Annotated in this window: 15 protein-coding genes and 1 tRNA gene; 9 read left to right on the top strand and 7 right to left on the bottom strand. The window is 39.5% G+C overall.

What is annotated here, in order from left to right:
• Positions 1-22 precede the first annotated feature (22 nt).
• The 3 genes from infB to rimP all read right to left on the bottom strand — a co-directional run bounded on the left by infB (position 23) and on the right by rimP (position 4,737).
• Positions 23-2,905 (bottom strand): translation initiation factor IF-2, encoded by a 2,883-nt coding sequence (gene infB, locus P0077_RS05075; RefSeq protein ID WP_276168054.1) that lies wholly within the window; start codon positions 2,903-2,905, stop codon positions 23-25.
• A 121-nt stretch (positions 2,906-3,026) separates the two neighbouring features.
• Positions 3,027-4,259 carry a transcription termination factor NusA gene (nusA, locus tag P0077_RS05080; RefSeq protein WP_276168055.1) on the bottom strand — a complete coding sequence of 411 codons (1,233 nt, stop codon included), beginning with the start codon at positions 4,257-4,259 and terminating at the stop codon, positions 3,027-3,029.
• Positions 4,260-4,275: 16 nt separating this feature from the next.
• Positions 4,276-4,737: a ribosome assembly cofactor RimP gene (gene rimP, locus P0077_RS05085; protein ID WP_276168056.1), complete on the bottom strand. Its 462-nt coding sequence runs from the start codon at positions 4,735-4,737 to the stop codon at positions 4,276-4,278.
• Between the two features lie 192 nt (positions 4,738-4,929).
• Here rimP and P0077_RS05090 point away from each other — a divergent pair, with 192 nt between their 5' ends.
• On the top strand, positions 4,930-6,303 hold the full coding sequence (locus tag P0077_RS05090; RefSeq protein ID WP_276168057.1) for a cation:proton antiporter domain-containing protein: 1,374 nt from the start codon (positions 4,930-4,932) through the stop codon (positions 6,301-6,303).
• Positions 6,304-6,349: 46 nt separating this feature from the next.
• Here P0077_RS05090 and P0077_RS05095 read toward each other — a convergent pair.
• Positions 6,350-6,421 (bottom strand) — tRNA-Gln (locus tag P0077_RS05095).
• Between the two features lie 297 nt (positions 6,422-6,718).
• Between P0077_RS05095 and P0077_RS05100 the strand changes: the two genes are divergently transcribed.
• Positions 6,719-10,108: a glycosyltransferase family 117 protein gene (locus tag P0077_RS05100; protein WP_276168058.1), complete on the top strand. Its 3,390-nt coding sequence runs from the start codon at positions 6,719-6,721 to the stop codon at positions 10,106-10,108.
• 112 nt (positions 10,109-10,220) lie between these two features.
• Here P0077_RS05100 and P0077_RS05105 read toward each other — a convergent pair whose 3' ends face one another.
• The 3 genes from P0077_RS05105 to P0077_RS05115 all read right to left on the bottom strand — a co-directional run bounded on the left by P0077_RS05105 (position 10,221) and on the right by P0077_RS05115 (position 12,609).
• A complete protein-coding gene (locus P0077_RS05105; protein WP_038237892.1) occupies positions 10,221-10,517 on the bottom strand; it encodes a thioredoxin family protein in 297 nt (98 codons plus the stop codon).
• Between the two features lie 97 nt (positions 10,518-10,614).
• Positions 10,615-11,838 carry a metallophosphoesterase gene (locus P0077_RS05110; protein WP_276168059.1) on the bottom strand — a complete coding sequence of 408 codons (1,224 nt, stop codon included), beginning with the start codon at positions 11,836-11,838 and terminating at the stop codon, positions 10,615-10,617.
• A 48-nt stretch (positions 11,839-11,886) separates the two neighbouring features.
• The gene (locus P0077_RS05115) at positions 11,887-12,609 is read right to left on the bottom strand and encodes a copper homeostasis protein CutC (protein WP_276168060.1); all 723 of its coding nucleotides are present in this window, start codon (positions 12,607-12,609) and stop codon (positions 11,887-11,889) included.
• Positions 12,610-12,673: 64 nt separating this feature from the next.
• Between P0077_RS05115 and P0077_RS05120 the strand changes: the two genes are divergently transcribed.
• From P0077_RS05120 to tsf, 7 genes are all read left to right on the top strand, one after another.
• On the top strand, positions 12,674-13,663 hold the full coding sequence (locus P0077_RS05120; protein ID WP_276168061.1) for an isoaspartyl peptidase/L-asparaginase family protein: 990 nt from the start codon (positions 12,674-12,676) through the stop codon (positions 13,661-13,663).
• Positions 13,664-13,721: 58 nt separating this feature from the next.
• On the top strand, positions 13,722-16,562 hold the full coding sequence (gene polA / locus P0077_RS05125) for a DNA polymerase I (RefSeq protein ID WP_276168062.1): 2,841 nt from the start codon (positions 13,722-13,724) through the stop codon (positions 16,560-16,562).
• A 102-nt stretch (positions 16,563-16,664) separates the two neighbouring features.
• Positions 16,665-17,012, top strand: a complete 348-nt coding sequence (locus tag P0077_RS05130; RefSeq protein ID WP_276168064.1) for a T9SS type A sorting domain-containing protein — start codon at positions 16,665-16,667, stop codon at positions 17,010-17,012.
• A 277-nt stretch (positions 17,013-17,289) separates the two neighbouring features.
• Complete coding sequence (gene rplM, locus P0077_RS05135) at positions 17,290-17,745, top strand: 50S ribosomal protein L13 (protein ID WP_276168065.1); 456 nt, start codon at positions 17,290-17,292, stop codon at positions 17,743-17,745.
• Entirely contained in the window at positions 17,745-18,131 is a 387-nt protein-coding gene (gene rpsI, locus P0077_RS05140; protein WP_276168066.1) for a 30S ribosomal protein S9, read from the top strand. The genes rplM and rpsI overlap by 1 nt, the downstream gene beginning before the upstream one ends.
• A 261-nt stretch (positions 18,132-18,392) precedes the next feature.
• The gene (gene rpsB / locus P0077_RS05145) at positions 18,393-19,523 is read left to right on the top strand and encodes a 30S ribosomal protein S2 (RefSeq protein ID WP_276168067.1); all 1,131 of its coding nucleotides are present in this window, start codon (positions 18,393-18,395) and stop codon (positions 19,521-19,523) included.
• A 104-nt stretch (positions 19,524-19,627) separates the two neighbouring features.
• Positions 19,628-20,593 (top strand): translation elongation factor Ts, encoded by a 966-nt coding sequence (gene tsf / locus P0077_RS05150; RefSeq protein WP_276168068.1) that lies wholly within the window; start codon positions 19,628-19,630, stop codon positions 20,591-20,593.
• Positions 20,594-20,657: the final 64 nt, after the last annotated feature.

A 20,657-nucleotide genomic window follows, 5' to 3' on the forward strand; every position in this document is an offset into this window, starting at 1 on the left:
TGCTCTATATTATTTGAATATCCTATTTGGACTTCAACTTCTTTTTAACCTCTACCTCTTTGAAGGCTTCTACTATATCACCTTCTACTATATCATTGTAATTCTTAAGCTGAAGACCACAATCATATCCTTTAGCAACTTCCTTAACATCATCTTTGAAACGTTTTAGAGAAGTTAACTCACCTGTATACACAACCACACCATCTCGTATAAGACGTATGCCCGCATTACGGAAAATCTTACCGTTCGTAACCATACAACCAGCAATCGTACCCACTTTGGATATTTTAAAGGTCTCCCTAATCTCTGCGGTACCCGTAATTTCCTCTTTGATCTCAGGAGAAAGCATTCCCTCCATTGCATCTTTAAGGTCATTAATAGCATCGTAAATTATAGAGTACATTCTGATATCGATTTCCTCTTTCTCCGCTACATCTCTTGCATTACCCATTGGCCTTACATTAAAGCCAATAATAATAGCATCCGACGCCGAAGCCAACAACACATCAGATTCAGTAATAGCACCTACACCTTTGTGTATGATGTTTACTTGTATTTCTTCCGTTGATAATTTCTGGAACGAATCCGTCAATGCTTCCACAGAACCATCAACATCACCCTTCAGGATAATATTAAGTTCCTTAAAGTCACCTAACGCAATACGTCGTCCAATTTCATCAAGCGTAATGTGACGCTGAGTTCTAACCGACTGCTCACGTTGCAACTGTGAACGTTTAGTAGCAATCTGTTTTGCTTCCCTCTCATCTTCCAACACGTGGAATTTATCACCAGCCTGTGGCGCTCCGTCCAGACCCAAAATAGATATTGGTGTAGCCGGGCCTGCTTCTTTAACGCCATTACCGCGTTCATCCTGCATTGCCTTAACCTTACCACTATTTGTACCGGCCAAAACGTAATCCCCAATTTTAAGAGTTCCTCCTTGAACCAATATTGTAGAAACATAACCTCGACCTTTATCTAAAAAGGCCTCAACAACAGTACCGTTGGCCATTTTATTAGGATTGGACTTAAGCTCTAACAATTCCGCTTCAAGTAATACTTTTTCCAGTAATTCCTTTACACCCTGACCTGTTTTTGCCGAAATATCATGAGACTGTATCTTACCACCCCAATCTTCAACCAACAAGTTCATTTGAGCCAGACCGTCTTTAATCTTCTCTGGATTTGCCGTTGGCCTATCAACCTTGTTTATTGCAAACACAATAGGAACACCCGCAGCTTGCGCGTGACTTATTGCTTCTTTTGTTTGAGGCATGATCGCATCATCTGCAGCAATAACAATAACCGCTATATCCGTAACTTGGGCACCCCTAGCACGCATTGCGGTAAACGCCTCGTGACCCGGTGTATCTAAAAATGTAATTTTCTGACCACCCTCCAGAGTAACTCCGTATGCACCAATGTGCTGTGTAATTCCACCGCTTTCACCAGCAATTACATTAGCTTCCCTAACATAATCCAGCAAAGATGTTTTACCGTGATCCACGTGACCCATTACCGTAACAATAGGTGCGCGTGATTCCAAGTCTTCCGGATTATCAGCTTCAACCTCTATTGATTCTTCAAGATCAGCGGTAACGAACTCAACCTCGTAACCAAACTCATCAGCAACAATGGACAGTGTTTCAGCATCAAGGCGTTGGTTCATGGTTACCATAATACCAAGTGACATACAGGCCGAAATAATTTCGGTAGTACCCACACCCATCATCGTAGCAACTTCTCCAACGGTTACAAACTCCGTAACCTTCAATACCTTACTTTCTAATTCTTGCTGTTCAAGATCCTTTTCAGTCTGTTGACGGTGCTGATCTCTTTTATCCCTTCTATACTTAGCTCCTTTACCCTTCTTAGATTTACCTTGTAATTTCTCCAAGGTTTCTCTAATCTGTTTTTGTACGTCTTCCTCAGTAGGCTCTACTTTTGGCGCACCATAACGTGGGTTTCCGCCTCCGCCGCCTTTTCTGGCTGCAGGGCCGGTACCGCGAGGTCTTGGCGCATTGCTTTTATTTCCACCACTTCCTGGACTACTAACTATACGTCTTCTACGTTTCTTACGGTCCCCACCTGCATCTGAACCAGTTTTAGGCTCTTCCTTCTTCTTTTTAGGCTTATTGAACTGAGAAAGATCAATCTTGGCTGTAATTTTAGGTCCGCTAAGTTTCTTGTATTTTGTAGTTAAGACGCCATCGTCTTTTTTCTCTTCGGGAGATTCAGCACCAGCTTCTGCAGCTGGTTTTGCTTCTTCTACTTTTTCCGGAGCTTTCTCTTCTGGCTTAACTTCTGCTGCCTTAGGAGCTTTAGGCGTTTTAGGTTTGTCAACATCGATTTTACCTATGACCTTAAGCTTTTTTCTAGGCTTTTCTTCAACCTTTGGCTCTTCTACCTTAGGTTCTTCCGTTACCTTATTAGATGGCTCAACCTCTTTTGGTTTTTCAACCTCGGGAGCAACTTCTTTTTCTACTTTCTTTTCTTCGGAAACAGGAGCAGGAGCATCTTTTGGTTTCTTATCTGCATCAAGGTCTATCTTACCGACAGTTTTAGGACCCTGAAGTTCAACTTTACCCAATAAAGTTTTCTCTTCTGCTGCCGCTGCACGTCTTTCCCTTGCCAAACGTCTTTCTTCTTGCTCTTGCTCTAATTGCAATCGCAAAGCCTCTTTTTCCTTTCGCTTCTCTTCACCTACTTCTTTAGAGGCGACTTTTTTGCTCTTATCGGTCTGAAATTCTCCTTGAAGCACTTCATAAACCTCATCGGAAATCTTTGTAGTAGGTCGCGCATCGATCTCATGCCCTTTAGAGGCAAGGAAATCAACAGCCCTATCCAAAGAAATATTAAACTCTTTGAGGACCTTATTAAGCCTAATTTTTGCAATGTCTGCCATAAATACTTTCTCCTAATTCTCTTTAATCCTTGCTAATATAATAGAACTCCAATAGGTTTTACATCCTAACACATTAGCAGAATTTTCCGCTAAAGTATTAAAACCCGTGACGAGTTCATAGCTAATCTTCCAATTCTTCTTTAAGAATACGCACAACTTCGGAAATAGTTTCCTCTTCCAAGTCGGTACGCTTCACCAAATCGTCTACATCTTGCTCTAATATACTACGAGCTGTATCCAATCCTATTTTCTTGAATTCTTCAATAATCCAAGCATCAATTTCATCTGTAAATTCTGTCAATTCAACATCTTCCTCAACACCTTCTCTAAACACATCAATCTCATATCCAGTTAATTGACCCGCCAAACGTATGTTGTGCCCACCACGACCAATAGCTTTTGAAACTTCTTCCGGTCTTAGGTAAACCTGAGCTGTCATCTTTTCATCATTCAACTTCACAGAAGACACTCTTGCAGGACTTAAAGCCCTCGTTACCATTAATTGTGGATTTGCCGTCCAATTGATAACATCAATATTTTCATTACCCAATTCACGAACTATTCCGTGGATCCTAGAACCTTTCATACCTACACAGGCTCCTACCGGATCAATACGATCATCATAAGAATCCACAGCTACTTTTGCTTTTTCACCTGGTATACGCACTGCTTTCTTAATAGTAATAAGGCCGTCATAAACTTCTGGAATCTCTTGAAAAAACAATTGTTCCAAGAACTTAGGGGAGCTTCTGGACATAATAATCGTCGGTTTGCTACCTTTAAGTTCAACACTTTCAATTACACCACGAACATTATCACCCTTTCTAAAAAAGTCAGATGGTATCTGTCTATCTTTTGGTAAAATAATCTCATTTCCTTCGTCATCCAACAAAATAATAGCCTTATGACGAATATGGTGTACCTCAGCCGTATAAATTTCCCCTTCAAGATCTTTAAAGTGCTTGTATATGGTTGTGTTATCGTGCTCGTGAATTTTAGATATTAAGTTTTGACGAAGCGCTAAAATAGCTCTTCTACCTAAATCTATTAGCTTCACCTCTTCAGAAACATCCTCCCCAACTTCAAAATCGGGCTCAATTTTACGTGCTTCAGCAAGTGAAATCTCTTCATTGGGCTCCTCCACCTCTCCATCTTCAACAACGACACGGTTCCTCCAAATTTCCAAATCCCCTTTATCAGGGTTGATAATGATATCAAAATTATCATCAGAACCAAATTTCTTCTTAAGGGCACTACGGAATACATCTTCCAAGATGGCCATTAACGTTACTCTATCTATAAATTTGTCGTCTTTAAATTCCGAAAAAGACTCGATCAGTGCAATATTTTCCATTATGCTACTATTACCTTTAAAATTTTAAAATGACTTTTGCTTCTTGTATATCAGAAAAACTGATTTGCTCTTTTTTCTGAACTGTAACTTTCCCTTTTCCAATGGGTTTTGGCTCTCGTGCTTTCCACTCAAGCACAATACCATCATCGGTCGTTTCGGTTAAATTTCCTTCAAATTTACCAGCTTCGGTTCGCACAGCGAGCTTTCTGCCTATATTTTTATTATACTGTCTTGGCATTAACAATGGCGATGCCGCACCTGCCGAAGCCACTTCTAACGAGAAATCATACTCGTCACGGTCTATATTATGCTCAATTGCACGACTAATCTTCATACAATCTTGCACGGTTACACCTTCATCACCATCCAGAACCACCTTAATGGCGTTATCCAACGACATCGAAAAATCGATTAAAAACAAAGACCCATCTTCTTCCAGGGCATCGTTCAAAAGGGTTTCAACCTTACTCTTCAACATAACATTTAGAAATAAAAAAGAGGACTAAATTGTCCCCTCATGAATACTTTTATATCCTTTCAGTCCTGCAAATATACGATTTTTTTGTTTCCCGCAATATCCGATTCATTTAAAGAGTTTTATATCATATGAATTCATATTAAATTAACGATTTAATAGTACTTTTAAAATAACCCAACCAAATAATCAACCATGGAAATTCTCTCTTCGTACAATATGATTATTGGCGCTTCCGCCATAGTCATCATCTCCTTTTGGTTCAACGGCATTTCAAAAAAAACCAACATTCCATCCGTTCTTATGCTAATTGTTCTGGGCGTAGCTTTGCAATTTGCCCTTAAGTACGTAATGGGGACGGAAATAGACTTTGAGAAAAATCTCCGCGGCACATTAGAAATTATAGGCACCGTAGGACTGATTATGATAGTTCTTGAGGCCGCCCTAGAGCTTGAACTTAAACGCGAAAAGCTTATTCCCATTTTAAAATCTATGGCCATTGCCTTACTTGGCCTTGTGGCTTCGGCATGGGTAGCAGCATTAATACTGTACCAATTTATAGATGGCATGACCATGCAATCTGCCTGGCTCTATGCCACACCACTTTCCATCCTATCTAGCGCTATTATCATACCCAGCGTTAGTAGCCTTAGAGAGGACAAGAAAGAATTTCATATTTACGAAAGCACCTTTTCGGATATTATGGGCATCATGATGTTCTATTTCCTAACAGGAGGATTAGACCCTGAAACCGATTCCGGAGCGGTGGCTTTTGCCGGAAATATTGTTCTAACCATAGTTATTGCCATAATAGCCAGTTACGCCTTGGTTCTTATTTTTCAAAAAATAAAAAGCCAGGCTAAACAATTTTTATTGATAGCCGTATTGCTTCTCCTGTACGCCATTGGGAAAAAGATGCATTTATCCTCCCTGATCATTATTTTAATATTCGGCTTGGTAATCGCAAACGTAAAATTGTTCTTTCCCGGGAAGACGGCAATTTTTCTTGAAAAAGAGAAAATGCACCAAATCTATCATGAACTCCACATTATTACACTGGAAACCGCATTTGTAGTACGTACTTTTTTCTTTGTCATCTTTGGTGTAACCATTGTACTGGCCTCGTTAATGAGTTTGAACGTAGCCATGGTAAGCATACTAATCATTACGTCAATTTATGTTATTCGATTTTTGATATTACGAGTTTTCATCGGTAAGGACATCCTACCACAGGCTTTTATTGCCCCAAGAGGACTAATCACTATTCTCTTATTTTACGCCATTCCCGTAAAAGCGGAGGTACCAGGCTTTGAATCCGGCATCTTGTTGTTCGTAATTATTGCCACCAGTTTAATTATGACCTGGGCCATGATACGGGACAAAAAGAAAATGGGAACCATGTTAGATGAGATCGATGAAGAAATTTTAGCACGAAACGAAGCAGAAGACCAACTAAACGAACATGAAGCAGCAACTACCGAAACCGAAACGGAAGATTCAACAACAGAAAACAAAGAAGATTCTCTTGGGGATATTGAGGACACAGAACAAGACAATCTTCCCCAATAAAAACAAAAAACCCGATACTTTTAAGTATCGGGTTTTTAACTTTCTGTTGGCCTACTAGGACTCGAACCTAGAACGACTGTACCAAAAACAGCTGTGTTGCCAATTACACCATAGGCCATTACCGTAATTGTTGCCGAAATATGTTCAGCGTTTGAGCGTGCAAATTTAAAACAAAGTTTCATTTACACAAACATTTTTTACAACAAAAATTTAAAATCTGTACAACTGGCAGATTACCAGAGCCCTAAAATTAACAAATAGAACCGTTTCTATTGCGCAAGTCCCGCTCACAAAGCTTCAGTTACTTATAAATTCACATTCTTCTTACAAAGCACTTGTTAAAGGTTTATCAAAAATACCCATCCATATCTATATTAATTAGTAAATTCGCCGCATTGGTTAAACCTAATAATACATGTTTTCAAAGAACTTCGAAAAATGGGACAATCTTCTCGGATGGTCCGTCTTTTTTATAGCCCTCATTACTTATGCAATCACCGTTGAACCCACCAACAGTTTTTGGGATGCAGGGGAATATATTGCCACTTCCGCAAAACTTCAGGTAGGTCACCCGCCCGGAGCTCCCTTACTACAGATGATTGGAGCCTTTTTTGCCATGTTTGCCGTTGAGCCCGACCAAGTGGCTCGTATGGTGAATTACGTCTCAGGCGTATCAAGTGCGTTTACTATCCTCTTTATGTTTTGGACGATTACCAATCTCACCCAAAAGCTTATTAAACGTAAAGACGAAGTTATAACAAACAGTAAGGCTATTGCTATTTTAGGTAGCGGTATTGTAGGGTCTCTTGCTTTTACTTTTTCCGATAGCTTCTGGTTTAATGCTGTTGAAACGGAAGTATACTCTACCGCCAGCTTATTAATGGCACTACTACTTTGGCTCGGCCTAAAATGGGTAGATGACCTAGAAAACCCTAGAGGAAACAAATGGATCGTTCTCATATCTTTTGTGGTGGGGCTAACTTTTGGTGTGCAGTTCATGGGCTTTTTGGCCATACCTTCCATAGGTTTGCTCTATTATTTCAAAACCTACGAAAAAACTACAGTAAAGAACTTTTTACTCGCAAACGTAGTTGTTATTGCAGTATTAATGTTGGTGTACAAATTCTCCCTTACTTACGTACTAAAACTTTTTGGATGGAGTGAGGTCTTTTTCATCAATAGCATAGGGCTTCCGTTTAACTCGGGATCCATTATAATGGGGCTAATTTTTATCGCCACCTTTTACTTTGGATTAAACTACACCCGAAAAAACAATTATAAGACAGCAAACACAATTGTTCTTTGCATCATGTTTCTGTTCTTAGGATTCTCTTCTTGGATGATGCTTCCTATTCGCGCCAACGCAAGAGTTGTAATCAACGAGAATAATCCCGAAGATGCGCGTGCCTTACTCGCCTACTATAACAGAGAGCAATATCCTAGTGTGGATAGTCCCGTTTATGGCACCTACTACTCCAATACATTTGGAACAGGTGGTGAAGACAAGGATGAAGCACCTAAATATGAGAAAGACGAAGAGTTAGGGAAGTATGTAATAGTTAACTATTACAAAGGCGCTATCCCAGGAGACGACCCTAAGCACATTGGACTTTTACCACGTATGTGGAGTGGTCAGAATGCTGAAAACTACATGAAGTACTTTGGGCCTTTGGATTTTAAAATGACACAATCCAACGAAGAACTTAGAGCCGCGGTTGCACAGGTAAAAGATGGTTTTGCAAATGGAGAAATAGACGCCGAGCAATATATTAGCTTCTTAAGACGGTTTGGAGACTACCTTGAGGTTGAACCTCCATCTGTTTGGCAGAATATTAAGTACATGGTTCAATTTCAGTTCGGCTACATGTACTGGCGGTATTTTATGTGGAATTTTTCAGGCAAAAACAACGACGTTCAAGGTAGATATAACGGAAACGGCGAATGGTTAAGTGGCATTGACCTAGTTGACAGCCCACGTTTAGGAAGCCAAGACAACTTACCGGATGAAGTTAAAAACAACAAGGCAAGAAACACCTATTATTTACTTCCGCTAATATTGGGTATCGTAGGCATACTATTTCAAATCAGTAAAAACCCAAAGCAGTTCTGGGTCCTTTTAATATTCTTTTTATTCACTGGCCTGGCTATTCAATTTTACACCAACCCCTATATTTTCCAACCTCGCGAAAGAGACTATTCCCTTGTGGGATCTTTTTATGTGTTTGGCATATGGATAGGTTTGGGTGTTTATGGACTTTTTGACGAGCTCAAGAAATACCTAACGCCAAAAATACTCGCTCCGGCCGTGACCCTAGTTTGTCTTTTAGCCGTTCCTACGGTAATGGCAGTACAAAACTGGGACGATCACGACCGATCTAATCGATATACCGCCAATTCGTCCGCGAAAGCATATTTGGATTCTTGCCAAGAAGATGCTGGCGCTATACTGTTCACCATTGGAGACAATGACACCTTCCCACTTTGGTACGCCCAAGAGATTGAAGGCTACAGAACCGATGTTCGTATTGTCTGCACCAGCCTTTTTGAGACTGATTGGTACATTGATCAAATGAAAAGAAAGGCTTACGAAAGCGAAGCTATTCCTTCGCAAATTGAGCATGATAAATACCGTTGGGGTTCACGTGATGTATTGTATTATCAGACCGTTGACCCTCTTTTCAACAAAAAGATATCGGAAAGCCGTTGGTCTATTCAGGACTTTATTAAATGGGTAGATAGTGACAATCCACAAACAAAACTGAAATACATTTTAGAACGTCAAGAAAATATTGACATGGCGGCTTATTCAGAAAGCAGCCAGAATATTGTCTACTACCCTACAAACAAGCTTCGTATTCCGGTAAACAAAAAGAATGTTCTAGAAAGCGGATTGGTGAAAGCAAAAGATTCCGCTCTGATAGTTGACCATATTGATATTGACTTGCCAAAAAGTGCAATTACCAAAAAGAGCATGATGATGTTGGATATCATAGCAAACAATGACTGGACACGCCCTATCTACTTTTCAGGCGGAAGTTTTGACGATGCCGAATTCATTTGGATGAAGGATTATTTGCAATTAGATGGCATGGCATACAAACTAGTGCCAATTAAAACGGAGCGCAGAAACTCTTTTGAAATGGGACGCATAGACACTGACCTTATGTATGATGTGGTTACCAATTGGGATTGGGGCAACTCTGGAAGCTCAGACATTTATCACGACCCTCAAACGCGTATTCAAGGTCTATCTTACCGTAGTAACTTGGCGAGGTTACTGGAGCAATTGCTCAAAGAAGATAAAATAGAAAAGGCGAAGGACATTATCGACCTTTCAATAACAAACCTTCCCGTTGAGTATTTTGGCTACTATACTTTTGTTGAGCCTTTTGTAGACGGATATTATAAAGTTGGAGAAACCACCAAAGCAAGGGAACTCTTTGGCAAGCTAAAATACATCTATCAAGACCGTTTGGAGTACTATGCCGGGATACCACTGGAGGAGCAATATGAAAAAATAGATGAGATCATTGCCGATATGGAAGGCTACAGAAGGAACATTGATATCTTAATTGGCAATAACGACCGAGAAATGGCGGAAAAGGAAACACTGATATTCAATGAATATATTGACAAATTCAGACATTTCTACAAAGACAATATTTTACAGGAAGACGAATTAGAGCCTGGCCAAGACCCAGACCTAGAAGACACCGTACCAGTTTCTGACACTACCGCAATAGATGCAGCGACCGCAGGAGGTGAAAAGGTATTGGATACTACGCTTGTTCCCGCTACTAACTAGTAGTCCACAGTACAAGAACTAAAAAAGGTCTTTTATCATTGATAAAAGACCTTTTTTATATTATAATAATCCGGGTGAAAACACCGGTAAATTAGAATTCTGAATAAAACGGTTATAGATACTCGTTCAAAATACCTATAAGGGTATTGGCATCCTGTTCACCACTTTGGCGCCAAACCATTTCACCTTTTTTGTAAATCATGAGTGTAGGCAAACCCTTAACGCGAAGGGCTTGAGCAAGCTCTTTGTTCTTATCTACATCTATCTTAATAACCTTGCCCTTATCACCCAAAGCAGCAGCTACATCACGCAGAACCGCATGCATTGAATTCGATTGCTCGTTCCAATCCGCATAAAAATCCAAAAGAACAGGAATTTTTAAATCTATAAGTTCACCAAACTTTGACATACGTAGTTCATTGGGTTAGGGGCCAAATGTAAGAAAAAATGTTAAATTGCCACCTATAGCCCCAATTTTATAGGCTTTAGGCGACGTTAAAATCATGTTAAGCTTTCTTTTTTAGTGTAATCACACTAATCTCGGGCCATATCCCTACCCTACCTGGATACCCTAAAAAGCCGAAGCCACGGTTTACGTTTATGTATTGCCCAAGTTCTTTATAAATTCCTGCCCAATATTTGTAACGCCATTTTACGGGACTCCACTTGATCCAACCTGGTATTTCTATTCCAAATTGCATCCCATGGGTATGCCCGCTTAAAGTAAGGTGGTAATGATATTCATCATGCAGGACTACATCTTCCCAATGAGAAGGATCATGACTCATAAGTATTTTAAAATCGTCTTTATCTACATTAGCTACTGCCTTTTTAAGATCACCAACTTTCTTAAAGCCTCCACGTCCCCAGTTTTCCACACCTACTAGAGCTATCTTATCGTCTCCTTTTTGTAAAAATCGATTTTCATTCAATAACAAATCGAAGCCCATATTACGCTGGAGGTTTTTTAAATCCTCTAAATTCTGATGTTTGGCCTCTTCAGTTTCCCAGTCCACGTAGTCTCCGTAGTCATGATTCCCCAATATAGAAAACTTACCATCTTTAGCACTCAAGGTAGCAAACAGGTCTGCCCAAGGTTCCATTTCCGTAGCCAAGTTATTTACCATATCGCCTGTAAAAAGAATAACATCACTATCCTGCTCATTAATAAGGTCAATAGCATATTCAATCTTTTTTCTATCATCAAAACTACCACTATGTACATCGGATATTTGGGTGATTTGATAACCATCAAAAGCATCGGGCAAATCATCAAACTCCAAATTATACTTCAGCACCTTAAAATTATATTTACCCTTATACATTCCATAAAGTAATGCCCCAAACGGAATTGCAGCCAAACCAAGCCCCAAAATGCTTAAAAATTTTCTGCGTTCAGGGAAAGTAAAGACCTTAGATTGCCCAAAAAATTTCTGATAACCACTAGATAAAAACCGAAATACATCTTCGGACAAAAGAAAAAGTATGGTAACCATTTGAAACGCCAACACGGTCAGCAATAGCCCAAAAGCATAACTTTTAGCCCTACTCAACACTCTACCTTCTTCTTCCCCCAGCGTAAATTGATAGATAAAATTACCCAGTACCAATACGGCTACAGTAATGAAGAGATAATACACCCAAGGGTATCTTGTTACAGTTTTTAGCGCCTGCAAAGTATAAAGGCCCATTATAAAATAAATGACAATAAATATAATCCAACGTAGCATAGTTGCAAAGGTATTTGAATCCTCCACAGGGATTACCTCATTTACATTTTATTTAACCCTATTTACTATATCTATAATTGTGTTTGAGTCAGTTATAGCAACTTCACTGTCTTTTAAGAACAATGGAGAATTCATAGAAACCTTATTCGTTTCGGGCAACGTTCTTAAAAATTTAACTCCCGAAAGATGAACAGCTCCAAAACCCCATTTTTTAAAATCCATAACATTTTCAGGCCGCACTCCCCCACCTGGCATAAGGGTACAATTTTTAGTTTTCGCATGAAGCCTCTTCAAAAGTTCTATTCCTGCTACCGCCGATTTTTGTTGGCCAGACGTTAATATGTAGTCTACCCCCAATTCTTCCAGCTGAGATAAGGTTTTAAAAGGGTCTTCCACCCAATCGAATGCACGATGAAATGTAAATCTCATATCACCGGAAGCAGCAATAAGCTCTTGGGTTTGCTCAACATTTAATGTATAATTAGATTTTAATACCCCAGACACAATCCCTTCAAACCCCAATTGTGAACAGAGAGCAATATTCTCTTTCATAATTTTTAGCTCATCAGCAGAATAGGTGAAATCTCCGCTACGCGGGCGTATGAGCACATGAACAGGAATGGAAATTTGCTCTCGTACACTTTTCAGCAAACCATATGAAGGAGTAATTCCCCCTACGGCGAGTTCGGCACAAAGCTCAATACGGTCAGCTCCCGCTTTTTGAGCATTTAATGCAGATTGCAAAGAATTGGCACAGACTTCTACTAGCATTTTACTTATATTTAATGCCCAAGTGGCATTTTAAAACTACGCCTAAAATAGAAATCTAAAGACCATGGAAAGAAGAAAGTTCCTAAAAAATTCCACTGCCGCAACCGCAGGTTTAATTTCAACCCCTTTATTGGCTGCCCAAACCCATACATCTACTAAAACAACTACAGACACTATAGCTGCCGTAAAACCTATTGTAATTTGTACATGGGATTTTCACAACGCATCTTCAAAAGCATGGGAAACTTTAAAAGACGGTGGCTCTTCATTAGATGCTGTAACCGAAGGTGTAATGATAGAAGAAAATGATATCAACAACCAAACCGTAGGCGTTGGTGGCAGACCGGACCGAGACGGAAACGTAACTTTGGATGCTTGTATTATGGATAAAGATGGAAACTGCGGCGCTGTATTGGCCATGCAAAACATCGCTAACCCTATTTTGGTTGCTCGTAAAGTAATGGAGGAAACCCCACATGTTATGCTTGCCGGAAAAGGGGCTGAACAATTTGCTTATGAAATGGGATTTAAGAAAACCAATCTCCTTACCGAAAAATCAAAACAGGAATGGTTGGAATGGAAAAAAACCTCGCAATACAAACCTATCATAAATATTGAAAACCATGATACTATTGGCATGCTTGCCATTGATGCCAATGGAGATATTTCCGGAGCTTGTACCACAAGTGGCATGGGATACAAAATGGCGGGGCGCGTTGGTGATTCTCCGATTATTGGAGCTGGACTTTTTGTTGATAACGAAATAGGCGGAGCAACAGCTACCGGCGTGGGCGAAGAGGTAGTCCGTACCGTAGGCAGCTTTCTTATCGTAGAATTAATGCGACAAGGAAAGTCTCCTCAAGAAGCTTGTAAAGAAGGCGTAGAACGAATTATGGCCAAAAATAAAGGTCGAAATGATTTTCAAATCGGTTTTATAGCTATTAATAAAGCTGGCGAAACCGGCAGTTATTGTATTCATCCCGGATTTACGTATCGGTCCTATTCTGAAGAAGGGCATGTAAATAATCCTTCGGAAAGCTACATCAAATCTTAAAACCTTAAAAAGTATTCAAAAACTTGATTAGCTTTGAAACCTTTTGAAAAACTATAAAATGCCTGAACAAAAACGACTCTTCTTACTAGACGCCTACGCACTAATTTTCCGTGGATATTATGCCCTTATTAAAAACCCGAGAATAAACTCAAAAGGAATGGATACCTCTGCCATTATGGGGTTCATGAATTCCCTTTTTGACGTTATAAAAAGAGAAAAACCAGACCACCTAGCCGTTTGTTTCGATAAAGGCGGAAGTGCCGAACGTACTGAATTGTTCCCTGAGTACAAAGCGAATAGGGATGAAACCCCGGATGCCATTCGCATTGCAGTACCTTATATTCAGGATATTTTAAAAGCCATGCACATACCGTCCGTAGTTCTGGAAGGCTGGGAAGCCGATGACATCATTGGCACCCTGGCAAAACAGGCCGAAAAAGAAGAGTATAAAGTTTTTATGGTTACTCCGGATAAGGATTTTGGGCAGTTGGTTTCCGAGAACATTTTCATGTACCGCCCTGCACGAATGGGTAACGGTATAGAAATATGGGGCATACCCGAAATACAAAAACGTTTTGGGGTGGAACGCCCAGAACAGGTGATAGATTACTTGGGCATGATGGGCGATGCCAGTGATAATATTCCCGGTCTACCCGGTGTTGGCGACAAAACAGCTAAAAAATTCATTGAGCAATTTGACTCAATGGAAGGCCTATTGGCGAATACCGATAAGCTGAAAGGCAAAATGAAAGAAAAGGTAGAAGCAAATAAGGAATTAGGGCTTCTCTCTAAAAAACTTGCCACTATCTGCATAGATTGCGATGTTACTTTCAATGCCGAGGATTATGAAATGTCGGTTCCAGATAGCGAGAAAGTTCAAGGGATTTTTGAAGAGCTGGAATTCAGGCGACTAAAAGACCAGTTCATCAAAATATTTTCAGGAGAAACCGAAAACGAAACACAAGTAAGCAGTACTGAAACTGCCAAACAACAAGCTTCGGGCTCTTCATCAGCAGGCAGCGGGCAATTTTCACTTTTTGGTGGCGATGGATCTTCCGCAGCTACCATTACAGATAGTTCTAGCAGAAAAACTATTAAAGACGTACCTCACGTTTACCAAAGTGTTGCTGCAGGTATGGCCATGAAGCTCTTTGTTCAAAATCTAATGAAGCAGACCTCGGTTTGTTTTGATACGGAAACCACCTCGTTAAATCCGCTGGAAGCGCAACTTGTAGGTATAGCATTTTCATGGGAAGCCACAAAAGGGTATTACATTCCTTTCCCTGAAAATAAAGATGAGGCACAGGAACTCATAGAAATTCTACGACCTTTCTTTGAGTCCGAAACCATTGAGAAAATTGGTCAAAACCTTAAATACGACATCAAAGTTTTAGACAAGTATAATATTAAGGTAAAAGGGAAGTTTTTTGACACTATGTTGGCGCACTACCTGATCAATCCGGATATGCGCCACAATATGGATGTACTGTCCGAAACCTACCTTAATTACACGCCTGTTTCCATAACTGAGCTTATTGGCAAAAAAGGAAAGAACCAATTGAGCATGCGTGATGTGCCTTTGGAAAAGCAAACAGAATATGCTATTGAAGATGCAGATATAACTTTTCAATTGGCAGAACATTTCAGACCTGAACTGGCAGAAGCAAAGACCGATGTTCTTTTTAAAGATATAGAGATTCCATTATTACAAGTTCTAGCCGATATGGAGTTAGAAGGCATCAATTTGGATGAAAAATTCCTGAACGGACTTTCCGAAGACCTAAATAATGACATCAAAAGTCTTGAAGAAAAAATTTACGAAGCCGCAGGAGAAGAATTCAATATAGGTTCACCAAAGCAACTGGGTGAAATTTTGTTCAGCAAAATGAAATTAGTTGACAAGCCCAAAAAGACCAAAACAGGTCAGTTTTCTACCTCGGAAGATGTACTTTCCTATTTGGCCAAGGACCATGAGATTATTCAAAATGTATTGAACTACCGTGGGCTGGCAAAACTAAAAAGCACCTACGTAGATGCGTTACCTGCACAAGTAGAAGCTACTACGGGCCGCGTTCACACAGATTATATGCAAACTGTTGCCGCAACCGGCAGATTAAGCAGTAATAATCCAAACCTACAAAATATTCCTATTCGAACCGAACGAGGCCGTCAAGTCCGTAAAGCTTTTGTTCCAAGGGATGAGAACTACATTTTGTTAGCTGCGGATTATTCTCAAATTGAATTACGTATTATTGCGGCATTGAGTGAAGAGACCACTATGATCGAAGCCTTTAAAAATGGCGAAGACATTCATGCTTCCACTGCATCAAAAGTATTTAACGTACCAATTGAAGAAGTCACTCGCGAGCAAAGAAGCAATGCCAAAACCGTAAACTTTGGGATTATATATGGCGTTTCTGCCTTTGGCCTGAGCAATCAAACCGATTTATCACGCTCCGAAGCCAAAGAACTTATTGATACCTATTATAAAACGTATCCAAAACTTCGCAATTATATGGGCGAACAGGTAGACTTTGCACGTGACAATGGCTATGTATCAACTGTGTTGGGCAGAAGACGATATCTTAAAGACATTAACGGAAGTAATGCCATAGTACGCGGTGCCGCAGAACGTAACGCCGTGAACGCACCTATTCAAGGTAGCGCTGCGGATATCATAAAACTAGCAATGATCAATATCCACAAAAAACTCGCTGAAGGCAACTACAAATCTAAAATGCTCTTACAGGTACATGATGAATTGGTGTTTGATATATATAAGCCAGAATTGGATGAATTAAGCGGATTAATAAAATCCGAAATGGAGAATGCCTATAAGCTATCGGTACCGTTAGATGTAGAAGTTGGCCTAGGACAAGATTGGCTGGAGGCGCATTAACATACAAAACACGCCCTTTCACAACATTTATTGGCGTAAAGGGCTTTTCAGACTTACTTTTACAGTCCTATTCTACACAGAATGGATTTTACCAGTAATCAAATGAAAACGTTAGCTACACTTTTTACTATTTTATTCTTTGTCTGCAACAGCTATGCACAGGAAGCTGCAGAACAGAATATTGGTCATAAAACTACCATGACGTCAGTAAAAAAAGTGAAGGTATTTCCCAATCCAGCTAGTAACGTTGTTAATGTACTAGGCTTAAAAAATACCGCTAAAGCAACCATTTCCATAATGGACATTTATGGTAACATTGTACTTTCACACCAATGGGAGATTCGAAGAAATGCCATAAGCATACCTGTTTCTTCCCTTGATTCGGGCGCATATATCATTAACATTCGTTCGAATGAAGAAAAAGTTCACACAAAGTTCTACAAACAATAGAACCTTCTTTTTACATTTTCCGTACTTACCCGCCATACTAAGGTTAGCACTTACTATTTAAGCCTCTTATTTTTCTCAATAAACAAACCTATAAATTTCCAGTTCACCGGAAACATCCATTTTAGGTGTTTGATTTTAATTAAATTTGCCCAAGAATTTGAAAAAGAGTGTTTTTAACTAAAAATAATCGTAAAACACCGCTTGTTTTTCAATAGAATTAGTGTACATTTGCAGCCCGTTTGACGGGATTGAAGTGTTTAATTAAAAAGTAACCGTAGTGGATACATTAAGTTATAAGACCGTTTCTGCCAATAAAACAACTGTTGACAAACAGTGGTTATTAGTTGATGCAGAAGGAGAGACTTTAGGCCGATTGGCTTCTAAAGTTGCCAAAATGCTTAGAGGAAAACATAAGCCAAGTTTCACCCCTCATGTTGATTGTGGTGATAATGTGATTATTATCAATGCTGAGAAAATCAATTTAACCGGAAACAAATGGGATGATAAATCCTATTCTCGTTACACAGGCTATCCTGGTGGTCAGCGTACTACATCCGTAAAAGAGCTTTTGGCTAAAAAACCTGAAGCAATTGTAGAAAAAGCGGTTAAAGGAATGCTTCCTAAGAACAGATTGGGTGCCGATCTTTTCAGAAACCTTAAAGTTTTTGTTGGAACAGCACATAACCATGAAGCTCAAAAACCACAGGTTATCAACTTAAAAGAATTCAAGTAATGGAGACCATTCATAAAATCGGCAGAAGAAAGACAGCGGTTGCTCGTGTATATGTTTCAGAAGGAAAAGGAAACATTACAGTAAACCAGAGAGATCTTAACGATTATTTCCCAACGGCTACTCTACAGTATAAGGTGAAGCAACCTTTTGCACTTACTGAAAACGAAGAAGCTTATGACGTAAGCGTAAACGTATACGGTGGTGGTATTACGGGTCAAGCAGAAGCTATACGCTTAGCTCTTTCTAGAGCTATGTGTGAAGTTGACGAAGAAAATAGACTTACTCTTAAACCAGAAGGTTTATTAACTCGTGACCCAAGAATGGTTGAGCGTAAGAAATTCGGACAGAAGAAAGCTCGTAAGAAATTCCAGTTCTCAAAACGTTAATATTCAAGATTATTACGGTATCCATCTCACGATGGATACCTTTTTTATATTTTTTCTTTAATCAAAGTTCATTGAAAGTTCGCGTTAAGCGGATAAATTAAAAACTATTTGTCCTTAATTTAGGAAATAGTTATTCGGGAGACCCAAGAACATCTCATGTTCAACGGCACCGTTAGTTTAGCATCTAAATGCTTAAGGCTTGTCTATTACAGACATACCACTTAGGCATTGCCAATTCATAAGAACGTAAACTAAATTCAAATGGCGAAAGTCGAAGTAAAACAATTATTGGAAGCTGGTGTGCATTTTGGCCACCTTACACGAAAGTGGAACCCTAACATGGCGCCCTACATCTACATGGAGCGTAACGGTATCCACGTTATCAATCTTTACAAAACAGTTGCAAAATTAGACGAGGCTAATGAGGCTCTTCAAAAAATTGCTGCATCTGGACGAAAAATTCTTTTTGTTGCTACAAAAAAACAAGCAAAAGACATCGTTGCCGAAAAAGTAGCAAATGTAAACATGCCTTTCATCACTGAAAGATGGCCTGGTGGTATGTTGACCAATTTCGTTACTATTCGTAAAGCAGTAAAGAAAATGGCATCTATTGACCGTATGAAAAAAGACGGTACATTCATGACTTTATCTAAAAAAGAACGTCTACAAGTAGACCGTCTTCGTGCCAAACTAGACAAGAACTTAGGTTCAATCTCTGACATGACACGTTTACCTGGTGCATTGTTCATAGTTGACACCATGCGCGAGCACATTGCCGTTAAGGAAGCTCAAAAATTGAACATTCCTATTTTTGCAATGGTCGATACCAATTCAGACCCAAGAGATGTAGATTATTTGATTCCATCTAACGATGATGCTTCAAAATCTATTGACATTATTATGACTCAAGTAACTGAGGCTATCGCGGAAGGTCTTGCTGAGCGTAAATCTGAAAAACAATCGGACAAGGAAGGTGCTGATGCTCCTAAAAAAGCAGAAAAACAAAAGGCCCCTATTGAACCAACTCCAAAAACGGTAGAAACAAAAGCACCACCTGTTGTTGCTAAAACACCAGAACCAACAGTAAATGTTGAAGCTACTAAAGCAGCTGTTGAAGCAGAGCAGAAAGCAGATTCTAGCGATATAGACTTCACCAAAATAGAAGGTGTTGGACCTAAAGCTGCCGAGGCTTTAGTTAATGCCGGCTTTGATTCTTACGCCAAATTGGCCGAAGGTGATCCAGAAAAAATAAAAGAGATCCTTACAGAGGCTAGCTCTAGAATGGCGCACCTTGACCCAACTTCATGGCCAAAGCAGGCTAAAATGGCTGCTGATGGCAAATGGGACGAGCTTAAAGAATGGCAAGACAGTGTTAAAGGAGGTGTAGAATAAGTTCTATTCTACCTTATATAAATAAAATAATAACATAACATTTGCTTTAAGATAGCGCTAGTAATTCTCGCTATCTTGGAGCAAATTGAAAAATAGAACACAAGATGGCAAAAATTACAGCCGCAGAAGTAAACAAATTAAGAAAAGCTACCGGCGCAGGAATGATGGACTGCAAGAATGCTTTAGTTGAAGCTGAGGGAGATTTTGACAAAGCAATTGAAGTTCTTCGTAAGAAAGGACAGAAAGTAGCAGCAAAGAGAGCTGACAGAGATTCATCTGAAGGTGCTGCAGTTTCTAAATTAAACGCTGACCAAACCGTTGGTGTTGCAATAGTTTTAGGTTGTGAAACTGATTTTGTTGGAAAAAATGAAAACTTTCTTGCTTTAGCGAATCAACTTGCGGATATAGCTCTAAACTATGATTCTAAAGAAGCGCTTTTAGCTGCTGATTTTGGAGGAATGAGTGTTGCTGACAAATTAGTTGAGCAAACAGGAGTTATTGGAGAGAAATTAGAGATCACTGCTTTTGAAAAACTAGAAGCTCCTTATGTGGGTACTTATGTACACATTAATAAGATTGCTGCATTAGTTGGTCTATCCGCTAAAGTAGATTCTGCTGAAGTTTTAGCAAAAGATGTTTCTATGCAAGTAGCTTCAATGGGAGCAACAACTTTGTCTTACAAAGATTTTGACCCTTCTTTCGTTGCTGCTGAAACAGAAGCTAGAATTGCCGTTATTGAAAAAGACAACGAAGAGCTAGGTCGTTTAGGTAAAACCCTTAAAAACGTTCCTCAGTACATTTCAATGTCTCAATTAACAGATGAAGTTATAGCTAAAGCTGAAGAAGATGCGAAAGCACAATTGAAAGCCGAAGGCAAGCCAGAGCAAATTTGGGACAAAATTCTTCCAGGTAAAATGGAAAGATTTGTATCCGATAACACTACTCTAGATCAAGAGCAGTGTCTGTTAGACCAGAATTTCATTAAAGATGAGAAAATCAGTGTTGCAAAATATGTTGAATCTCACGGAGACGTTCATGTTACCGACTTTAAGCGTGTAACAGTAGGATAAACTCCTAACTAAATATTAAAAATCGTCTCAACTTAATTGTTAGGCGATTTTTTTTATGAATATA

The organism is Zobellia alginiliquefaciens (assembly GCF_029323795.1).
GTDB lineage: Bacteria > Bacteroidota > Bacteroidia > Flavobacteriales > Flavobacteriaceae > Zobellia > Zobellia alginiliquefaciens.

Coding starts and splice junctions, on each gene's coding strand:
- rimP (WP_276168056.1), bottom strand. CDS start 4,737: ATGTTGAAGAGTAAGGTTGAAACCCTTTTGAACGATGCCCTGGAAGAA.
- P0077_RS05115 (WP_276168060.1), bottom strand. CDS start 12,609: ATGCTAGTAGAAGTCTGTGCCAATTCTTTGCAATCTGCATTAAATGCT.
- polA (WP_276168062.1), top strand. CDS start 13,722: ATGCCTGAACAAAAACGACTCTTCTTACTAGACGCCTACGCACTAATT.
- P0077_RS05100 (WP_276168058.1), top strand. CDS start 6,719: ATGTTTTCAAAGAACTTCGAAAAATGGGACAATCTTCTCGGATGGTCC.
- P0077_RS05110 (WP_276168059.1), bottom strand. CDS start 11,838: ATGCTACGTTGGATTATATTTATTGTCATTTATTTTATAATGGGCCTT.
- rpsI (WP_276168066.1), top strand. CDS start 17,745: ATGGAGACCATTCATAAAATCGGCAGAAGAAAGACAGCGGTTGCTCGT.
- tsf (WP_276168068.1), top strand. CDS start 19,628: ATGGCAAAAATTACAGCCGCAGAAGTAAACAAATTAAGAAAAGCTACC.
- infB (WP_276168054.1), bottom strand. CDS start 2,905: ATGGCAGACATTGCAAAAATTAGGCTTAATAAGGTCCTCAAAGAGTTT.
- P0077_RS05105 (WP_038237892.1), bottom strand. CDS start 10,517: ATGTCAAAGTTTGGTGAACTTATAGATTTAAAAATTCCTGTTCTTTTG.
- rpsB (WP_276168067.1), top strand. CDS start 18,393: ATGGCGAAAGTCGAAGTAAAACAATTATTGGAAGCTGGTGTGCATTTT.
- P0077_RS05120 (WP_276168061.1), top strand. CDS start 12,674: ATGGAAAGAAGAAAGTTCCTAAAAAATTCCACTGCCGCAACCGCAGGT.
- nusA (WP_276168055.1), bottom strand. CDS start 4,259: ATGGAAAATATTGCACTGATCGAGTCTTTTTCGGAATTTAAAGACGAC.
- P0077_RS05090 (WP_276168057.1), top strand. CDS start 4,930: ATGGAAATTCTCTCTTCGTACAATATGATTATTGGCGCTTCCGCCATA.
- P0077_RS05130 (WP_276168064.1), top strand. CDS start 16,665: ATGAAAACGTTAGCTACACTTTTTACTATTTTATTCTTTGTCTGCAAC.